General features: G+C 71.7%; 15 protein-coding genes and 1 pseudogene. 2 read left to right on the top strand and 14 right to left on the bottom strand.

Annotation, left to right across the window (positions count from 1 at the left end; genetic code table 11):
- Nucleotides 1-60: 60 nt before the first annotated feature.
- Nucleotides 61-1,392 carry a M1 family metallopeptidase gene (locus tag J3486_RS02140; RefSeq protein WP_207818176.1) on the top strand — a complete coding sequence of 444 codons (1,332 nt, stop codon included), beginning with the start codon at nucleotides 61-63 and terminating at the stop codon, nucleotides 1,390-1,392.
- 80 nt (nucleotides 1,393-1,472) lie between these two features.
- The gene (locus J3486_RS02145) at nucleotides 1,473-2,186 is read left to right on the top strand and encodes an alpha/beta fold hydrolase (RefSeq protein WP_207818177.1); all 714 of its coding nucleotides are present in this window, start codon (nucleotides 1,473-1,475) and stop codon (nucleotides 2,184-2,186) included.
- A 4-nt stretch (nucleotides 2,187-2,190) separates the two neighbouring features.
- On the opposite strand, the gene J3486_RS02150 is transcribed toward J3486_RS02145, so the two are convergent.
- The 14 genes and pseudogenes from J3486_RS02150 to J3486_RS02210 form a co-directional block, all read right to left on the bottom strand.
- The gene (locus J3486_RS02150) at nucleotides 2,191-2,628 is read right to left on the bottom strand and encodes a VOC family protein (protein WP_207818178.1); all 438 of its coding nucleotides are present in this window, start codon (nucleotides 2,626-2,628) and stop codon (nucleotides 2,191-2,193) included.
- 40 nt (nucleotides 2,629-2,668) lie between these two features.
- On the bottom strand, nucleotides 2,669-3,103 hold the full coding sequence (locus J3486_RS02155) for a helix-turn-helix domain-containing protein (RefSeq protein WP_207818179.1): 435 nt from the start codon (nucleotides 3,101-3,103) through the stop codon (nucleotides 2,669-2,671).
- A gap of 20 nt (nucleotides 3,104-3,123) precedes the next feature.
- Nucleotides 3,124-4,110 carry a Gfo/Idh/MocA family protein gene (locus J3486_RS02160; protein ID WP_374194674.1) on the bottom strand — a complete coding sequence of 329 codons (987 nt, stop codon included), beginning with the start codon at nucleotides 4,108-4,110 and terminating at the stop codon, nucleotides 3,124-3,126.
- Between the two features lie 53 nt (nucleotides 4,111-4,163).
- Nucleotides 4,164-4,376, bottom strand: a pseudogene (locus J3486_RS45105) (hypothetical protein); the annotation flags it as partial.
- Nucleotides 4,377-4,411: 35 nt separating this feature from the next.
- Nucleotides 4,412-5,260 carry a fumarylacetoacetate hydrolase family protein gene (locus J3486_RS02165; protein ID WP_207818180.1) on the bottom strand — a complete coding sequence of 283 codons (849 nt, stop codon included), beginning with the start codon at nucleotides 5,258-5,260 and terminating at the stop codon, nucleotides 4,412-4,414.
- 47 nt (nucleotides 5,261-5,307) lie between these two features.
- On the bottom strand, nucleotides 5,308-6,336 hold the full coding sequence (locus J3486_RS02170) for a hydroxyacid dehydrogenase (protein WP_207818181.1): 1,029 nt from the start codon (nucleotides 6,334-6,336) through the stop codon (nucleotides 5,308-5,310).
- Entirely contained in the window at nucleotides 6,320-7,351 is a 1,032-nt protein-coding gene (locus J3486_RS02175) for a dihydrodipicolinate synthase family protein (RefSeq protein ID WP_207818182.1), read from the bottom strand. Before J3486_RS02175 ends, J3486_RS02170 begins: the two co-directional genes overlap by 17 nt.
- 8 nt (nucleotides 7,352-7,359) lie before the next feature.
- The gene (locus J3486_RS02180) at nucleotides 7,360-8,388 is read right to left on the bottom strand and encodes an NAD(P)-dependent oxidoreductase (protein WP_207818183.1); all 1,029 of its coding nucleotides are present in this window, start codon (nucleotides 8,386-8,388) and stop codon (nucleotides 7,360-7,362) included.
- Between the two features lie 8 nt (nucleotides 8,389-8,396).
- Complete coding sequence (locus J3486_RS02185) at nucleotides 8,397-9,317, bottom strand: carbohydrate ABC transporter permease (protein WP_207818911.1); 921 nt, start codon at nucleotides 9,315-9,317, stop codon at nucleotides 8,397-8,399.
- Nucleotides 9,318-9,325: 8 nt separating this feature from the next.
- Entirely contained in the window at nucleotides 9,326-10,231 is a 906-nt protein-coding gene (locus J3486_RS02190) for a carbohydrate ABC transporter permease (protein WP_207818184.1), read from the bottom strand.
- A gap of 51 nt (nucleotides 10,232-10,282) precedes the next feature.
- The gene (locus J3486_RS02195; RefSeq protein WP_207818185.1) at nucleotides 10,283-11,548 is read right to left on the bottom strand and encodes an extracellular solute-binding protein; all 1,266 of its coding nucleotides are present in this window, start codon (nucleotides 11,546-11,548) and stop codon (nucleotides 10,283-10,285) included.
- A 41-nt stretch (nucleotides 11,549-11,589) separates the two neighbouring features.
- A complete protein-coding gene (locus J3486_RS02200; RefSeq protein WP_207818186.1) occupies nucleotides 11,590-12,849 on the bottom strand; it encodes a Gfo/Idh/MocA family protein in 1,260 nt (419 codons plus the stop codon).
- Nucleotides 12,850-12,883: 34 nt separating this feature from the next.
- Nucleotides 12,884-15,034 (bottom strand): peptidase C14, encoded by a 2,151-nt coding sequence (locus J3486_RS02205; RefSeq protein WP_229377346.1) that lies wholly within the window; start codon nucleotides 15,032-15,034, stop codon nucleotides 12,884-12,886.
- Nucleotides 15,035-15,319: 285 nt separating this feature from the next.
- Entirely contained in the window at nucleotides 15,320-16,144 is an 825-nt protein-coding gene (locus J3486_RS02210) for an IclR family transcriptional regulator (RefSeq protein WP_207818187.1), read from the bottom strand.
- Nucleotides 16,145-16,272: the final 128 nt, after the last annotated feature.

A 16,272-nucleotide genomic window follows, 5' to 3' on the forward strand; every position in this document is an offset into this window, starting at 1 on the left:
GCGGCGGGCCGCCGTCGAAGGAGAGCACGGCGGCACGTCGTACCAGGGAGCGGACGAGGCGTGAACGGGCAGCAGCAGACGGCACCTGACCCCTACTTCCCGGCTCACGGAGACCCTCGTTTCCATGTGCACCGCTACGAGCTGGACCTCGACTACCGGCCGGTGCCCAACCGGCTCTCGGGCACGGCCCGGCTCAGCGCGATCGCGGGCCGTGCCCCGCTCGCCGAACTCGCGCTGAACCTGGGCGACTTCAGGATCGCCCGGATCCGGGTGGACGGCCGCGCCCCGCACTACACGCTGCGCGGCGGGAGGCTGCGCATCCGCCCGGCGAAGACCCTGCCCGCCGGGGCCGCGTTCACCGTCGAGGTGCACTATTCCGGCAACCCGAAGCCGGTCAACAGCCCCTGGGGAGGGCTCGGTTGGGAGGAGCTGACCGACGGCGCGCTGGTCGCCAGCCAGCCGGTCGGGGCGCCGTCCTGGTACCCCTGCAACGACCGGCCCGCCGACAAGGCCTCGTACCAGATCGCCGTCACCACCCCCTCCGCGTACCAAGTGGTCATCGGGGGACGCCTGTTGACCCGGACCACCAGAGCCTCCACCACCACCTGGCTCTACGAACAGCCCGCCCCCACCTCCAGCTACCTGGTCGGCCTCTCCATCGGCAAGTACCAGACCGTCCTGCTCGGCGACCCGGGCCTGAGCGGGGTCCCGCAGACCGGGCACGTCCCGGCCCACCTGCTCGCCGAGTTCGCCCGGGACTTCGCGCGGCAGCCGCAGATGATGGACGTCTTCGAGGAACTCTTCGGCCCCTACCCGTTCGGCGAGTACGGCGTCGTCGTCGCCGACGAGGAACTCGACGTGCCCGTCGAGGCGCAGGGCCTCTCGCTGTTCGGCGTCAACCACGTGGACGGCGCCCGTGGTCACGAGAACCTCGTCGCGCACGAACTCGCCCACCAGTGGTTCGGCAACAGCGTCAGCGTCGCCGACTGGCGGCACATCTGGCTCAACGAGGGACTGGCCAAGTACGCGGAGTGGCTCTGGTCGGAACGCTCGGGCGCGCGCCCGGCCCGGGAACGCGCCGCGTACGCCCACCAGTTGCTCGAACGGCTGCCGCAGGACCTCGCCCTCGCCGACCCCGGACGCAAGTCGATGTTCGACGACCGGCTCTACGAACGCGGTGGCGTGGCCGTGCACGCGGTGCGCTGCGCCCTCGGCGACCCCGCGTTCTTCCGCATGCTGCGCGACTGGGCCGTCGTGCACCGGCACGGCGTCGTCAGCACGCAGATGTTCGCCGCGCACGTCGAGCGGTACGCGCCCGGTCCCGTGGGCGAGCTGTTCGAGGAGTGGGTGTACGGGACGGCGCTGCCGCCGCTGCCCTTCCCGGTGACCTGAGGCGGGCGGGGACCGTGACGCCCGAGCGCGCCGGTGCCACCATGCCACCATGGGAGGACCCGGCGGCGGAGGGGACGGCCATGGCGGAAACGGCGGTGCTCGTGCACGGGGCCTGGCACAGCCCGTGGTGCTGGCACAAGGTCGTCGACGAGCTGGCGGAGCACGGCATCCGCAGCGTCCTCGTCGATCTGCCGAGCTGCCGCGGCGGCGCGGGCCCGGCCGATCTGCACGCCGACGTCGCCGAGATCCGCCGGGTCCTCGACGGCTGCGCGGGCGACGTGATCCTGGTCGCCCACTCCTACGGCGGCATCCCGGCCACGGAGGCCGCGGCGGGGCATCCGGTGGTGCGCCGGCTCGTCTACGTCGCCGCGTACCTCGCCGACGCGGACGAGACCCTGATGGGGTACGCGCTGCCCGACGCGGGCCCCGACGTCCTCGACCCGGCCAGGGACCTCGTCATCGACCCGGGCACCGGACTGATGACGGTCAGGCCGGAGCGTGCCGTGCCGATCTTCTGCGCCGACCTCGACCCGGCGGCGGCCGCCGAGGCCGTACGCCATCTGCGGCCCATGTCCGCCGCGGTCCTCGACCAGTCACCGGCCGCCGTCGCCTGGCGCGCCCTGCCGACGACGTACCTGATCACGGGGCGGGACAACGCGACCCCGACGGTGGTGCAGCGCAGGCTGTCGCGGCGGGCCGGCGAGGTCCTGGAGCTGGCGGACTCCAGCCACTCGCCGTTCCTGTCGCACCCGAAGGCGGTGGCGGAGGCGATCGCAGGCAGCCGTACGCGCTGAACGGTCAGCTCCGCCCGGGATCGAACTCCATCACCTGGGTCAGCCGGATGTTGTTGCCGGACGGGTCCCGGAACGACGTGTCGATGCCGTAGGGCTGGGCCGTCGGCGGGTCGTTGAACTCGATGCCGCGGGCCGACAGTTCGTCGTACGCCGCCTTGCAGTCGTCCGTCTCCAAAAACAGCGTGCCGCCCGCGCCCTTCGCCACCAGGTCCGCCAGCTGGGCGCTGCTCGGCTCGTCCAGCATCGGAGGACCCGGCACCGGCATCAGGACGAGGGCGGGACCCTCGCCTCCGGGCGGGCCGACACACACCCACCGGAAGTTCCACGCCTCCATCGTCACGTCCGCCCGCACCTCCCACCCGAGCTTCTTCGTGTAGAAGGCGAGCGCCGCGTCCTGGTCGTGCACCCAGAACTGCGCGTTGGCGATCTTGATCGTGGTCATGGCCGGCTCCTCGCTCGACGACTCCGTGCTGCTCTCGACGCTATGCAGCCCCGCCGGCCGTGTCTTCTCGAAACGTGCGGTTCCGCGGCCGCCCGTACGCCATCGCCACACAGCGCGGCACGTGCACATGCCGGGCGGCGGGTGGACGGGCCGCGCGGTACGCCTGCGGGGTCGTCCCGTACATCCGGCGGAAGCTCGTGGTGAACGAGCCGATGCTGCGCAGCCCGACCGCGACACCGACCTCCGCCACCGTCCAGTCGGTCGCGAGCAGCAGGGAGCAGGCCCGCTCCAGGCGGCGGGTCAGCAGGTACTGGTGCGGGGACTCGCCGAACGCGGCCTTGAAGCTGCGGCTGAAGTGGGCGGGGGAGAGCGCGGCGGCGGCCGCCAGGTCGGCCACGGTCAGCGGCTCCGCGTAGCGGGCGTCGGCGAGATCCTTGGCCCGCAGCAGATGACGTGCGATCGGAACGGTGGCCACACCCCCATTGTGCGGGCCGCTCAGCAGTCCGCGAGCTCCACCTTGACGCGCTCGCCGGTCGCCTGGGCCTGTACACCCGCCTCGCAGGCGGCTACCGCCGCGTACCCGTCCCAGGCCGAGGGACCGGTGACCCGGCCGGCGCGGGTCGCGTCCACCCACGCCTGCACCTCACGGTCGTAGGCGGCCCGGAACCGGGTCAGATAGTCCTGGTCGATGGCGCCGCCCCAGCGCCCCGCCGTCTGCACGACCATGGCGTGGCCGTCGCCGATCCGGGCCGTGCCGCGCTCGCAGACCGCCTCGCACTGGACCTGGTCGCCGAAGCCCGTGTTCCGGTACAGCTCCACGTCGGCGAGCACGCCGCCCGTCGTCTCCAGGATCACCAGCTGCGGGTCCGGCACCTCCTGCGGGGACGCGGGCGCGGGCTTGAGGACCTGGACCGCCGCGATCTCGTGGCCGGTGAGCCAGCGGGTGATGTCCATCTCGTGCACGGCCGAGTCGGTGATCATCATGCGCTCGGTGAAGTGCCCAGGGGTGACGGTGTTGCGGTGCCGCTGGTGCAGCATCCGCGGCCGCCCCAGGTCACCGGCGTCGAGCACCGCCTTCAACTGCTGGTACTCGGCGTCGAAGCGGCGCATGAAGCCGACCTGGATCCGGCGGTGGCCCAGGCGCCGCTCGGCCTCCACGACCCGGTACGCGCCCGTCGCGTCAGGGGTGAGCGGCTTCTCGCACAGCACGGGCAGATCGAGGGCGAGCGCCTGGAGCAGCGTCTCCTCGTGGGCCGGGCCCGACGAGGCGATCAGGACCGCGTCCACGCCGGGTGCCGCGAGGGCGGACGCCGACTCGGTGTGCACGGTGCAGCCGTCCAGGTCCGCGGCGGTCCGCCGGGCACGGTCCTCGTCGACGTCGGCCACGGCCACGACCCGGGCGCCACTGATCGCCGTGGCGATCCGCCGGACGTGGTCGCCGCCCATCTTCCCGGTCCCGATGACGGCCACTCCCAGGGTCACGGCGTCGTCTCCTTCTGTTGTGACGTCGGTCGGCGTCGTCGCCTGTGCCGTTCCTACAGCAAGTCGAGCGTGCGGACCAGAGGCCGTCCTGATACCGGGCCCAGCAGCGCACTGATGGTGGCCAGGAAGCGCGTGACCAAGGGATTCCGGACGCTCGCCGGGGCCGGCGAGACGCCCAGACCGGTCTCCACGAGGGCGCACACGGTCTGCCACTCCACCGCGTGCTGGACTGTCCGTGGTGTGCACCCTGCCGTGGCGTGGACACCTGTGGGCGGAGGCACGGGCCGCGCGCGAAGCGGTGTCAGGCCGGCCGGCAGACCGACCGCTGCCGGCCGAGCCCGGCGATCTCCATCTCCATCACGTCGCCCGCCCCGAGATAGGGGAACCGGCCCGACAGTGCGACGCCCTGCGGCGTACCGGTGTTGATCACGTCACCGGGCTCCAGCACCAGGTACTGGGAGAGATGGTGCACGATCTCACCCACCGAGAAGATCATGTCGGCGGTGACCGAGTCCTGCCGGGCCTCGCCGTTCACCCACGACCGCAGACGGAGATCCTGTGGATCGCCCGCCTCGTCCGCCGTCACGAGCACCGGGCCGAGCGGATTGAAGGTGGCGCAGCTCTTGCCCTTGGACCACTGGCCGCCCGACTCCTCCAGCTGGAAGGCCCGTTCGGAGACGTCGTTGCTCACCGCGTACCCGGCGACGTGCGCGAGCCCGTCCTCGGGGGAGGCGAGGTAGGAGGCGCGCCGGCCGATGACGACGGCCAGCTCGACCTCCCAGTCCGTCTTCTCGCCGCCCCGTGGAATCAGCACGTCGTCGTACGGGCCGACCACCGTGTTCGGCGACTTGTAGAAGAGGATCGGCCGGGTGGGCGGCTCGGCGCCGGACTCGGCGGCGTGCGCCGCGTAGTTCTGACCGATGCACAGCACCGCCGACGGCCTCGCCACGGGCGCGCCCACACGCTGTCCCGTGATGTCGAACAGGGGCAGCTCGGCAGGCGGCGGCAGCAGATCGGGGCGCTCCGTGAGGGCCGCGAGGAAGGCGCCGTCGATGTCGTCGGTGACGGACGACAGATCGTGGTGGCGGCCGGAGGGGGCGGCGAGGACGGGACGTTCGCGGCCCGGCGGGCCGACGCGCATGAGACGCATGACGGAAGTGCTCTCCAACTGGTGTGATGGTGCAGGGGATTACGGGGTCAGTGCAGTCTGGCCAGGGACCGTTCGTCCACCGCCGTCAGCGGCGGCAGACCGTCGAGGAGCCGCAGGACCTCGGTCACGGCGCTAGCGCCGAGCCGCCGCCTGCACTCCACCGTCCCCGCTGCGGTGTGCGGGGTCAGCAGCATGTTGGGCAGGGTCCTGAAGGGGTGGTCCAAGGGCAGCGGTTCGGAGTCGAACACGTCGACTGCGGCGTCGATCCGGCCGCTGCGCACCTCGTCGGCGAGCGCCGTCTCGTCGACGAGCCAGGAACGGGCGGTGTTCACCAGACCGGCCCCGTCGGGCAGCAGCGCCAGCCGCTCCGCGTCGAGAAGGCGGCGGGTCTCGGCGGTGGCCGGGGCGTGCACGGCCACGATCCGGCTCCGCCGCAACAGGTCCTCCAGCGCCACCACGTGGACCCCGAGCCGCTCCGCGTCGGACGGCGTCAGATACGGGTCGGCGACCGAGACGTGCGCGCCGAGCGCCCGCGCGAGCGCGATGTAGGCCCGGCCCGTGCGGGACGCACCGATCACGCCGATCGCGCTCCCGTGGATCTCGTGCCGCGGCGGCGCCTGCCCCGCGCTCTCCCAGGGGGCGCCGGTGCGCAGCGCGTGGTCGAAGCGGTGCGTGCGGTGCAGCAGGGCGAGCGTGAAGGCGAGCGCCACCTCGGCGACGGGCCGCGCCATCTCGTCCCCGGCCTGCGTCACCCGCACCCCGCGCCGGAACACGTCCTCGGTGACGTACGGGGCGACCGCCGAACCGGTGTGCGCGACGAGCTCCAACTCCGCGCCGCCGTCCAGGAGTTCGCTGTCGATGCGTGGTGTGCCCCAGGACGTGACCAGGGCGCGGGCGCCGGGCAGCGCGGCGGCGAGCGCGGCCCGGTCGGTGTGGTCGTCGAGCACGGTCAGGTCCGCGGCCGTGGACAGCCGCCGCCAGGTCTCCTCGGTGAAGAACTCCTCCCGCAGGTGCGGCGGGACACTGACGACGACCTTGGGCCGTCCGGTCCGCGCCGTCTCAGCGGAGCCAGTCATCGAGGTGCTCCTTCACGAACGCGTCGTCCGTCAGCCACGGATAGGCCGCCGCCACCCGCGTCAGCTCCTCGGCCTGCCCCGGAGACAGGGACTCCGCCGGGTCCAGACACCAGGTGCCCGCCAACAGGCCCTGACGGCGCAGGACTTCGTGGACGCCGGCGATACAGCCGCGGAACGCGCCGCGCACGTCGAACACGGCCTGGTTGGCGTCGGTCAGTTCGGGGCGGCGGGTCAGACAGCGCAGCAGCGCCTCGTGGTCACCGGCCCGCGCCGCGCGCACGTCCTCCAGGAGCGCCGCCGCGGACCTGGTCCACACCGCCCACTGGCCGAGCAGCCCGCCCGCGAACCAGCGGCGTCCGCCCGCCGTGCCGTAGGGAGTGAGCAGATCACCGATGATGTCGTCGTCGTTGCCGGTGTAGAGCGCCACCTCGTCCGCGCGGTCGGCCGCGCCCACCGCCCGGATCACGTCCGCCGTGCGGTACCGGTCGAAGGGGGCGATCTTCACGGCCACCGTGGACGGCAGATCCGCGAACGCCGACCAGAACGACGGCGACAGGTACCGCCCGCCGACCGCCTCCTGGAGGTAGAAGCCGATGACCGGCAGCACCTCGCCGACCGCGCGGGCCCGCTCCAGGAGCCCCTTCTCGTCGGCGCCCGGCACGGCCGGGCTCAGCAGCACGGCGTCGTAGCCGAGCGATGCCGCCAGCTCCGCCTCGGCGACGGCCTGCGCGGTGTACCCGCAGGCGCCCGCCACCATCACGAAGGGGCGGCCCGCCTCGGCCCGCACGGTCTCCGCGGCCAGTTCGAGGACCGGCCGCAGCAGACCGACACCGGGCTCACGGATCTCGAACTGCGTGGTGTGCACGGCCACCGCGACACCGCCCGCGCCGGACGCCATGTAGTAGCGGGTCAGCGCCCGCTGGCGGCGTTCGTCGAGCCGGCGCCCGGCGTCGAGGGCGAGGGGGTGGGCGGGAACGACAGTGCCCTCACGGAGCACGTCCAGAGCGTCAGACATGGTGCGGGTCAGAACCTTCCGTCGCGGACCTGGAACTTGGTGGGCCTGCCGGACAGCGGCAGGCCCCGGCGCAGCCAGTCGGCCTGCCACGCCACCAGCGTGCGCAGCGGCACGTCCGGATAGCCGAACAGGGCGTGGCAGCGCGAGGCGTCGGACAGCAGCGCCGTCGCCGCCTCCTCGCCCTCGAAGGACGGCTCCTTGCCGAACTCCGTGCCGAACCAGTGCGCCAGGCGCCGCACGGACGCCGTCTCCGGTCCGGTGAGGTTCACCGTGAACCCGTCGCCGTCGCCCGCGTGGAGCAGCGAGCGCAGGGCGACCTCGTTGGCGTACCCCTGCCACACCACGTTCGCGTGCCCGGTCGTCACGTCCACGGGCTCGCCCGCGAGGACCCGCGCGGCGATGTCGGCGAGGACGCCGTAGCGCAGGTCCACCGCGTAGTTGAGGCGGATCAGCGCGACGGGCGTGCCCCGGGTGAGCGCGGCGTGGCCGAAGATCCGCTCGCGGCCCAGGCACGACATGGCGTACTCGCCGACGGGCCCGACCGGGTCCTCCTCGGTGCAGCCGCCCGAGCCGACCGGCACCAGCGGATACACGTTGCCGGTGGAGAACGCGGCGATCCGCGCCCGCGGCCAGCGCCGCACCACCCGGTCCGGCAGCGCCGCGTTCACCGCCCACGCGTGCGAGGGCGCCCCGGCGGAGCCGAACTTGGCGCCCACCATGAACACGATGTTGCCCGCGTCGGGCAGCGTCCCGAGATCGGCCTCCGGGTCCATCAGGTCGAAGGCGACCGTGCGCACACCGTCGGCCTCCAGCGCCTGCGCGGCGGCGCGGTCCGACCAGCGCGACACCGCGTGCACGGTGACGTCGGTGCGCCCGGCCGCGTCCAGGGCGCGGCGCGCCAGCCGGCACAGGCTCGGGCCCATCTTGCCGCCCGCGCCCAGGACGAGGAGGTCCCCGTCGAGCCGGGCGAGATCCGCGACGAGCGCGGGGGAGGGGGTGGCGAGGCGCTCTTCGAGCGCCGCCTCGTCGACGAACATGTACAGCCTCAACCCTTGATCCCGGACGCCGTGACGCCCTCGGTGAAGTAGCGCTGGCCCACCAGATACGCGGCGAAGATGGGCACGAACGCGATGACGGAACCCGACAGGACCACGTTCAGCGGCACGTTCTGCTGCTGGAGCGACGCGATGCCGACGGTGAGCGTGCGCATGTCGGTGGACTGGCCGATGACGAGCGGCCACAGGAAGTCGTTCCAGTGCCACAGGAAGACGAAGACGCCCAGCGTGGCGAGGATCGGCTTGAGCAGCGGCAGCACGATGCGCCGGAAGACCTGCCACTCGCTGCACCCGTCGAGCCGCGCCGCCTCGAACAGCTCGTCGGGCAGGCCCTGGATGAACTGCCGCATGAGGAAGACGGCCTGGGCGTTGGCGAGGGTCGGCACGATCAGCCCCCAGTAGGTGTCGACGCCGCCGAGCTTCGAGATCATCGCGAAGGTCGGGATCATCGTCACGTGGTACGGGACCATCACCATCGACAGGAACGACCAGAACATCGCCTCGCGGCCGGGGAACCGCTTCTTGGCGAAGGCGTAGCCCGCGAGCGACGCCAGCAGCAGCACGCCGATCACGGACACGATCGAGTAGATCAGCGTGTTGAGCAGCCAGCGCGGCACGTCCTGCGCGCCCATCACCGCGTCGTACGCCTCGCCGGTCAGCGGCCACGGCAGCAGGCTGCCGGGGAACTCGACCGCCGCGGACGGCTTCAGGGACAGAACGACCATCGCGTAGAACGGGAAGATCGTGGCGAGCGCCGCGATCGTGAGCAGGATCCCGCGCACGATCCGGCCGCCGCGGGTGCCGCGCAGCCCGTGCGGCACGAAGTCCCGCTCGGCCTCCCGGCGCAGTCGGCGCGCAGGCTTGGACGGCACGGGAGCCAGGGGCGTCTTCTCGACGGGCGGTGCGGTCATGGTCACGGTCACTGGTCCTTCCCGATCGCGATCCGCTGGACGACGGCGACCACGAGGGTCAGCACGAACAGGGCGACCCCGATCGCGGAGGCGTAGCCCAGGTCGAAGTACTTGAACCCGGCGTCGTACAGCTGGAAGACGAGCGTGTAGCTGGCGTTGGCGGGGCCGCCGCCGGTCATCGTGTAGACCGCGTCGAACACCTGGAACGACGCCGTCGTCTCGATGACGGCGAGGAAGAACAGCGCGGGCCGCAGCTGCGGAAGCACGATGTGCCGGAACCGCTGCCAGGGCCCCGCCCCGTCGGTGAGCGCGGCCTCCTCCAGCTCGCGCGGGATGTCCTGCATCCGGGCCAGCAGGATCAGCATCCCGTACCCGAAGCGGGACCAGATCCCGACGACGGCGAGCGCCGGCACGACCAGCGTGTCCGACGTCAGCCACGACGCGTCGGACATCCCGAACCAGCTGACGAACGTCGCCCACGGGCCGCCCGTGGAGAAGATCCACACGAAGACCGTCGCGGCGAGCACGAGCGAGGTGACGACCGGCAGGAAGAACACCGAGCGGAACACCTTCGAGCCGCGGAACGCCCGCCGCGTCAGCAGCGCGAGCGCCACCGACGCGAGCAGGGTGCCCGGCACGGCGAGCACCGTGTACAGGACGGTGACCCTGAGCGCCTTCCAGAACAGCGGATCGGCCCACAGGCGTGTGAAGTTGTCGACGCCGATGAACTTTCCGCCGCCGGTCAGGGAGTAGTCGGTGAAGCTCATCAGCACACCGGCCACGCCCGGACCGAACCGGAAGGCGAGGAAGAGCAGGAAACAGGGAAGGACGAACAGCAGGCCGATCCGGGCTTCGCGGCGCGCCTGGGGGCCGCTGCGCCTGCTTCGGCGGGTGTGGTCCGCGACGACTGCCACGGTCGGTCTCCTTGCGGTACGGGGGATGGCTTGCGGTACGGCGGGCGGCGGTCAGCCGCGCGACACCATCGCGTCGGCGGCCTTCGCCGCCGTGTCGAGTGCGTCCTTCGGCGACTTCTTGCCGAGCAGCGCGGCCTGGATCTCGGGCGCGAGCAGCCCCATGACCTCGCGCGCCTTGTCCTGGAGCGGGCCCACGTCCATGCTCGGCAGGGTGGCGCCGACGGCCTTCTGCAGGGCGTCGCCCGGGTACAGGTCCGCCGCGGACCTGCGCGCCGGGAAGTAGCCCGCACCCTTCTCCAGGCCCGCCGCGTTCTTGGGCTCGGCCACGAAGTTGATCCAGTCACCGGCGAGTTCGGTGTTGGCCCCCTTCAGCATCGACAGCGCGCCGACCGTGCCGTAGCCCACCGACTTCACGTCCTTGAGCGGCGGCTGGACGACGATGTTCTCCTTGCCCCAGAACGGTTCGACGTCCGCCGGGGTGTTCTGCCAGGTGCAGGCGACCTTGCCCTTGGCGACCGGTGTCTGCTCCAGCTTCGGCGTCGTCGTCACCAGGTCCTTGTCGGTGTAACCGCCGTCGACGAGCTTCTTCAGGTAGGTGAGCGCCTTCACGCCCTGCGCGCTGTTGAACGCGGTCTTCTTGCCGTCCTCGGAGAACACGTCGCCGCCCGCCTGCCACAGCAGCGGGTAGAACGTCATGTTGAGCGTCTGCTGGGTGTCGCCGCTGTAGCTGGTGGCGTAGTACCCGTTCTTCTTCAACTTCGGTGCCAGCGACTCCAGTTCGGACCACGTCGTCGGGTACGAGGTCTCGCCGATCGCCTTGAAGACGCGTTTGTCGCAGATCAGCGGGTTGGCGCTGGTGAGCACCGGTGTGCCCAGCGCCTTGCCGTCCACGGTCACCGAGTCGAGCGCGAACGCGGTGTAGTCCTTCTTCGCGTCGGCCGGCATGTAGTCGTCCGCGGCCACGATGTTCTTCGCGTACTTGGGCAGCTGGTCCGGCACCAGGTACACCACGTCGGGCCCCTTGCCGGAGGCGATGGCCGTGGCGAGGGAGGTGTCGCGGTTGGCCCAGGGGAACGTCTCCACCTTGACGTCGACGCCCTTGTGCTGCTTCTCGAACGCCTTGACCAGACCGTCCCAGTACGCCTTGTTCTTCGCCTCGTCGAAGATCACGGGGTACGTCCACATGGTGACGGTCTTGCTGTCGGAGCCGCTGCCCGAGCCGCCGCACCCGGCGAGGGCGCTCGCGGCGAGAGCGGTGGCGACGACGGGCACGGCGGCCGCGCGCAGTCTGGAACTCCGGTGCTGGGTACGGGACATGAGGGTTGCCTCCACGGGCTCAGGGGAAAGTGGTGCGGAAGTCACTGCTCGGGGACGGTCTGTACCGTCCCGGTGTGCCGGGCGCGCTCCGCGGCGAACGCGGCGAGATGGCTGCCGAGGGACGCCGTCGTCCCCGAGCGCACGGCGCTGGGATCTCCGGTCGCGACGGCCCGCACGAACGCCTCGACCAGCGCCGGGTCGCCGCCGCCGTGTCCGTCGGCCGCGTTCGACCCGCTGGCGCCCAGCTCGTGCACGACGGTGGCGCCGGTACGGAAGTCCTGCACGGTGACCCGCTCGCCGTCGCCGCGCAGCCAGCCGTGCGAGCCGAAGATGCGGGTCTGGCGGTGCGTCTGCTCGGTGAAGGCGACCATCTGGAAGGTGGCGGTCACCCCGCCCGACAACTGCATGGCGAGCACTTGGTGATCGACCACGTCGTTGTCGGAGCGGTAGGCGCACACGCCGTACGGGCCCTCGCGCAGCGCAGCGCGCAGCCCGGCCTCGTCGGTCGCCTCCGTGACATGCGTGACCGGCCACACCGGGCCCTGCTCACGCAGTGTCGGTAGATACAACTTCAGTGCGCTGTACGGGCATTGCGCCTCCACCGCGCAGTCGAGGCAGCGGTCGGCGGAGCCCTCCGGCGCGTTCTCGGGACGGAAGTGCCGCAGCCCGCCGAAGCTCGCGACCTGCTCGATGCGGGCCCCGCCCATCACGTACGAGATCCAGTCCAGGTCGTGACAGGACTTGGCCAGCAGCATCGGCGAGGAGTCCTTCTCGCTGCGCCACGGGCCGCGGACGTAACTGTGCGCGTAGTGCCACCAGCCCACCGGCTCCAGGTGGTCGATCGACACCAGCTGTCCGAGGACACCCGAGTCGACGACCTCCTTCACCAGGTCGGTGTACGGCATGTACCGCATGACGTGGCACACGGCGAACAGCACCCCGGCCTGGCGCACCCCCTCCACGAGCGCGCGCGTCTCCTCCTCGGTGGGTGCGAGCGGCTTCTCGGCGAGGATCGCGTACCCGGCGCGGGCCAGCGCGAGGACCGGCTCGATGTGATCGCGGTCCTGGGTGGCGACGATCACCGCGTCCGCGATCCGCTCCTCGGCGAGCGGCCGCCAGTCCTCGAAGGCGACGGGTGCGCCCGCCGCGGCGCGGGCCGCGGGCCGTGGATCGGCGACGGCGACGAGCTCGGCCCGCTCGGGGTGCCGCCTGATCCAGTCGGTGTAGGTCAGGCCGCGGTTGCCCGCGCCGACGAGGGCGACGCGGACGGGACGGCCGGTGATCGGGGCGTGCGGGGACACGGGGGCTCCCTGGTGGTGTCGGTGGGCCGGGAGGTCAGTAGCGGACGGTGCCCGCGGTGTGCGCGACGCGCTCGCCCTCGTCGGGCAGGGCCGCGCGCTCCACGCCGTCCTCCACGCAGCCGGTGTGCAGCAGATGGCTGGGGGCGGCGGCGAACGCGGCCGGGCGCAGGTCGAGCCGGCCGCCGGTGAAGGTGCAGCCGGTGGCGCGGTAGCGGTTGACGCCCTCGGTGACGAGGACGTGTGCCGTCCTCGCGTCGCCGGCCGTGGCCGTGACGCCGGTCAGCTCCCAGGTGACGGTGCGCTCGCCGCCGGAGCGGGTCAGCAGGGCATGGCCCTTGGTGGTGCCGCCGATGCGGACTCCGTCGGCTCGCAGCCGTTGGTCCTTGGAACCGGTCAACTGCACGCCAGTGTCTGTCAGTTGACCGCCGTGCAGGGTCAGCTCGCGGGATGCGTACGTGGCCGCTGCGGCGTCCGGGGCGCCGGTGAGGGTGCAGTCGTCCAGAGTGAGCGGGCCCGTCCCGTTGAAGGCGGCGCCGCCGACTCCGTTCAGGGTGACACCGCGCAGGAGCAGCGGTGAGGTGACGTCGGCCTTGGTGATCTCGGCGCCGGACGCGAACGAGAAGGACGAGTCGGCGATGACGTTGGGTCTCTCGGAGCGTTGCGAGGCCTGCGACACGATGAGCGGTCCGCTCGCGGTGCAGCCGCGCATCTGTACGCCGTCGGCGTTCACCCAGAGCATCCCGGACCCGTCGAGGGACGGCTTCCCGATGACGGTGACGTCCTCCAGGGTGAGGTCGGTGACCTTGACACGGGCCACGAACCAGGAACACGCGTGCCGCCGTACGGTGATCCGCTTGGCCGCGCCGCCCCACGCCGCACCGGAGTTGGCGAACGTCATGAGCCCCGAGTTGCCGGTGTACACGAGGTCGTGCTCGAACTGGCCGTGCGTGACGAACGGGCCCTGGTCGTCGCCGTCGCCATGACAGTTCGTCACATAGCAGTAGGCGGAGGCCGTGAAGTCGTTGAGATGCCGGGCGTTGGAGGTGTGACAGTCCTCGACGTGCCCGTACAGACAGTAGATCTGCTGCGTCAGATAGCCGGCGCCGCCGTACGTGACGGACTTCGGGTTGGCGAGGGAGCACTGCTCGGTGCGGAAGAAGGTGCACCAGCGGCGCATCACCACGGGCCAGAAGGTGCCGGTGGCGTCGATGCCGGAGACGTCGCAGCGGACCGCGTACTCGTACGACACCGGGTGCGAGCCGGTGAGTTCGTCGTCGCCCGCGCCCTCGAAGACGAGGTTGCGCACATGCGCGCCGTCGACGGGTTCGACACGGGTCCAGGTGAGGGTGCGGCCGGCCGAGAGCTCCCAGCCGATCTGGTAGTTGACGCGGATGCGGGTGCCGTCGACGACATCCGTGACCTGGACGAGCCGCTGGATCTCCTTCTCGTACTTCCCCGACAGGGCGTCCACCTCGACGGCCCACCACTGCCCGACGGCGAACCCGGCGGAGTCACCGACCTCGAACAGGTCGGACAGGTCGGGCATGACGGCGCCCAGCTTGTGGGTGTGCGTGGTGTCGGTGGGGGTGCCGCGGAAGGCGAGGACGGCGCCGAAGGGGTTGTCGTGGGTGTTGGCCTCGATGCCGGTGGTGAGCATGCGGTGGCCGTGGAAGTCGAGTTCGATGTGGGAGCGGTGCCACAGGTGGCGTCGGGTGAAGAGCAGGTCGGTGTGGGCCTCGACGCGGTGCACGGCGGGGTCCTGGACCATGGCGTCCAGCGCGGCGTCGGCCGGGTCCTTCGCGTCGAAGTGCCCGAAGGTACGGAAGTCGACGACGCCGGTGTGCAGTTGGAGCCAGCGGCCCTTGGCCGGGTTCTGGGCGGGGGCGATGACGGTGCCGCCGTTGTGGCCGGCCTCGGAGGCGGCGTCCCAGCGCACCGTCATACCGCCGCCGTCACCGGGCGCACGGTAGCCCGCGACGATCACGACGGCCCCGTCCCGGGCCGCCCTCGACGCACGCAACACCTCGACGGTGTCGACGTGCACGACATCTTCGGAGGGAGCGGCGCTCGCCGTGCCGGTGGCCGCGACGGTGCCGACGACGGCCAGTCCTGCGAGACCGGAGGCGCGCAGCAGCGCGCGGCGGTCGGTTCTTGTGGTGGTGCTCGGGTGCTGCGGAACGCTCATGGCGGACTTCGCCTTCCGAGAAGTGCCGGGGGAGGGGAGCGTTCCTGCGAGTGCTGCCGTGCTGGCGGATGGCTGGAAAGGGACCGTGCGCACTCCGGTGACGTGGGCAGATATCGGGAGTCGGTCCGTGCGGATGCATCACCGATGACCAGAACATGTCCCGGCGATTGGCACGGACCGTACGTCGAACGTTCCGGGCCGTCAAGCCCCGCCCGGGACCCGGCCGACCGCGCGACCAGCCGCACGGGGCCCGCGGTCGCGCGGCGTCGGAACCTCCGACGACGCCTAGGGCGTGTCCTCGGGGACCCACCCCAGTGCGCCGCTGATCTGCCGTGCGGCGTCCCGCACCTGACCGCCCAGCTCCTGGTACTTCCAGGCGGGGAGGCCGAGTTTGAGCCCCGTGATGCTGATCGCGCCGACGCACGTGCCGTGGTCGTCGCGCACCGGCGCCCCGATGCAGATGATCCCCTCCGCGTCCTCCTCGTCGTCGAGCGCGTACCCGACGCGGTCGATGTCCTTGAGGTGGGCGAGGAACGTGGCGGGGTCCGTGATCGTGCGAGGCGTGCGCCGCGGCAGCCCGAAGCGCTCCACGACCGCCGCCGCATCGGTCTGCGGCACCGCGGACAGCAGCGCCTTGCCGAGCCCGGTGCAGTGCGGCAGTTCGCGCTGGCCCATGCGCAGGTCGAGCCGGACCCGCTGATCGAGCTCGACCTGGTCCACGACCACGGCGTGCCCGTCCTCGGGGACCGCGAGACGCGAGGCCATCCCGGTGGCACCGGTCAGCTCGCGCAGTACGGGATGGGCGACACCGCGCAGCGAGACCTGGGCGCGCGCCCGGTCACCGAGGCGCGCGAGGCCCATGCCGAGGCGGTAGCGCCGGCTCATGCCCTCGCCGTCGTCGGAGACGAGGCCGTAGGAGCGCAGCGTCTGCAAGGTGCCGAACGCGGCGCTCTTGGAGATCCCGCACTGCTGCGCGACCTCGGTGACGCTCAACCCGTGACCGGGTGCGGGAGCGGCGAGGATGTCCAGGATGTCGGCGGCCCTGGCGACGCTCTTGACCCAGTACTTCGGTTCGACCGGTGGGGAGCCCGGGCCATCTCTGTTCGTCATGACCGAACAGTCTAGCCGCAACCCGTTCGGTATTGAGCCCTGAGGGGGTTGACCGGCTCGGAATGCGGCCGTAGTCTCCGATGTGTTCTGCATTACAGAACGCTGTTCTGGAAAATGCGGGACGCAGT

The organism is Streptomyces sp. VRA16 Mangrove soil (assembly GCF_017377775.1).
In the GTDB taxonomy this organism is placed as follows: Bacteria; Actinomycetota; Actinomycetes; order Streptomycetales; family Streptomycetaceae; genus Streptomyces.

What these genes read in the sequence shown, in the direction of transcription:
- J3486_RS02145 (WP_207818177.1), top strand. Translation starts at nt 1,473, where the DNA reads ATGGCGGAAACGGCGGTGCTCGTGCACGGGGCCTGGCACAGCCCGTGG.
- J3486_RS02150 (WP_207818178.1), bottom strand. Translation starts at nt 2,628, where the DNA reads ATGACCACGATCAAGATCGCCAACGCGCAGTTCTGGGTGCACGACCAG.
- J3486_RS02165 (WP_207818180.1), bottom strand. Translation starts at nt 5,260, where the DNA reads ATGCGTCTCATGCGCGTCGGCCCGCCGGGCCGCGAACGTCCCGTCCTC.
- J3486_RS02170 (WP_207818181.1), bottom strand. Translation starts at nt 6,336, where the DNA reads ATGACTGGCTCCGCTGAGACGGCGCGGACCGGACGGCCCAAGGTCGTC.
- J3486_RS02175 (WP_207818182.1), bottom strand. Translation starts at nt 7,351, where the DNA reads ATGTCTGACGCTCTGGACGTGCTCCGTGAGGGCACTGTCGTTCCCGCC.
- J3486_RS02180 (WP_207818183.1), bottom strand. Translation starts at nt 8,388, where the DNA reads ATGTTCGTCGACGAGGCGGCGCTCGAAGAGCGCCTCGCCACCCCCTCC.
- J3486_RS02185 (WP_207818911.1), bottom strand. Translation starts at nt 9,317, where the DNA reads ATGACCGCACCGCCCGTCGAGAAGACGCCCCTGGCTCCCGTGCCGTCC.
- J3486_RS02195 (WP_207818185.1), bottom strand. Translation starts at nt 11,548, where the DNA reads ATGTCCCGTACCCAGCACCGGAGTTCCAGACTGCGCGCGGCCGCCGTG.
- J3486_RS02205 (WP_229377346.1), bottom strand. Translation starts at nt 15,034, where the DNA reads ATGAGCGTTCCGCAGCACCCGAGCACCACCACAAGAACCGACCGCCGC.
- J3486_RS02210 (WP_207818187.1), bottom strand. Translation starts at nt 16,144, where the DNA reads ATGACGAACAGAGATGGCCCGGGCTCCCCACCGGTCGAACCGAAGTAC.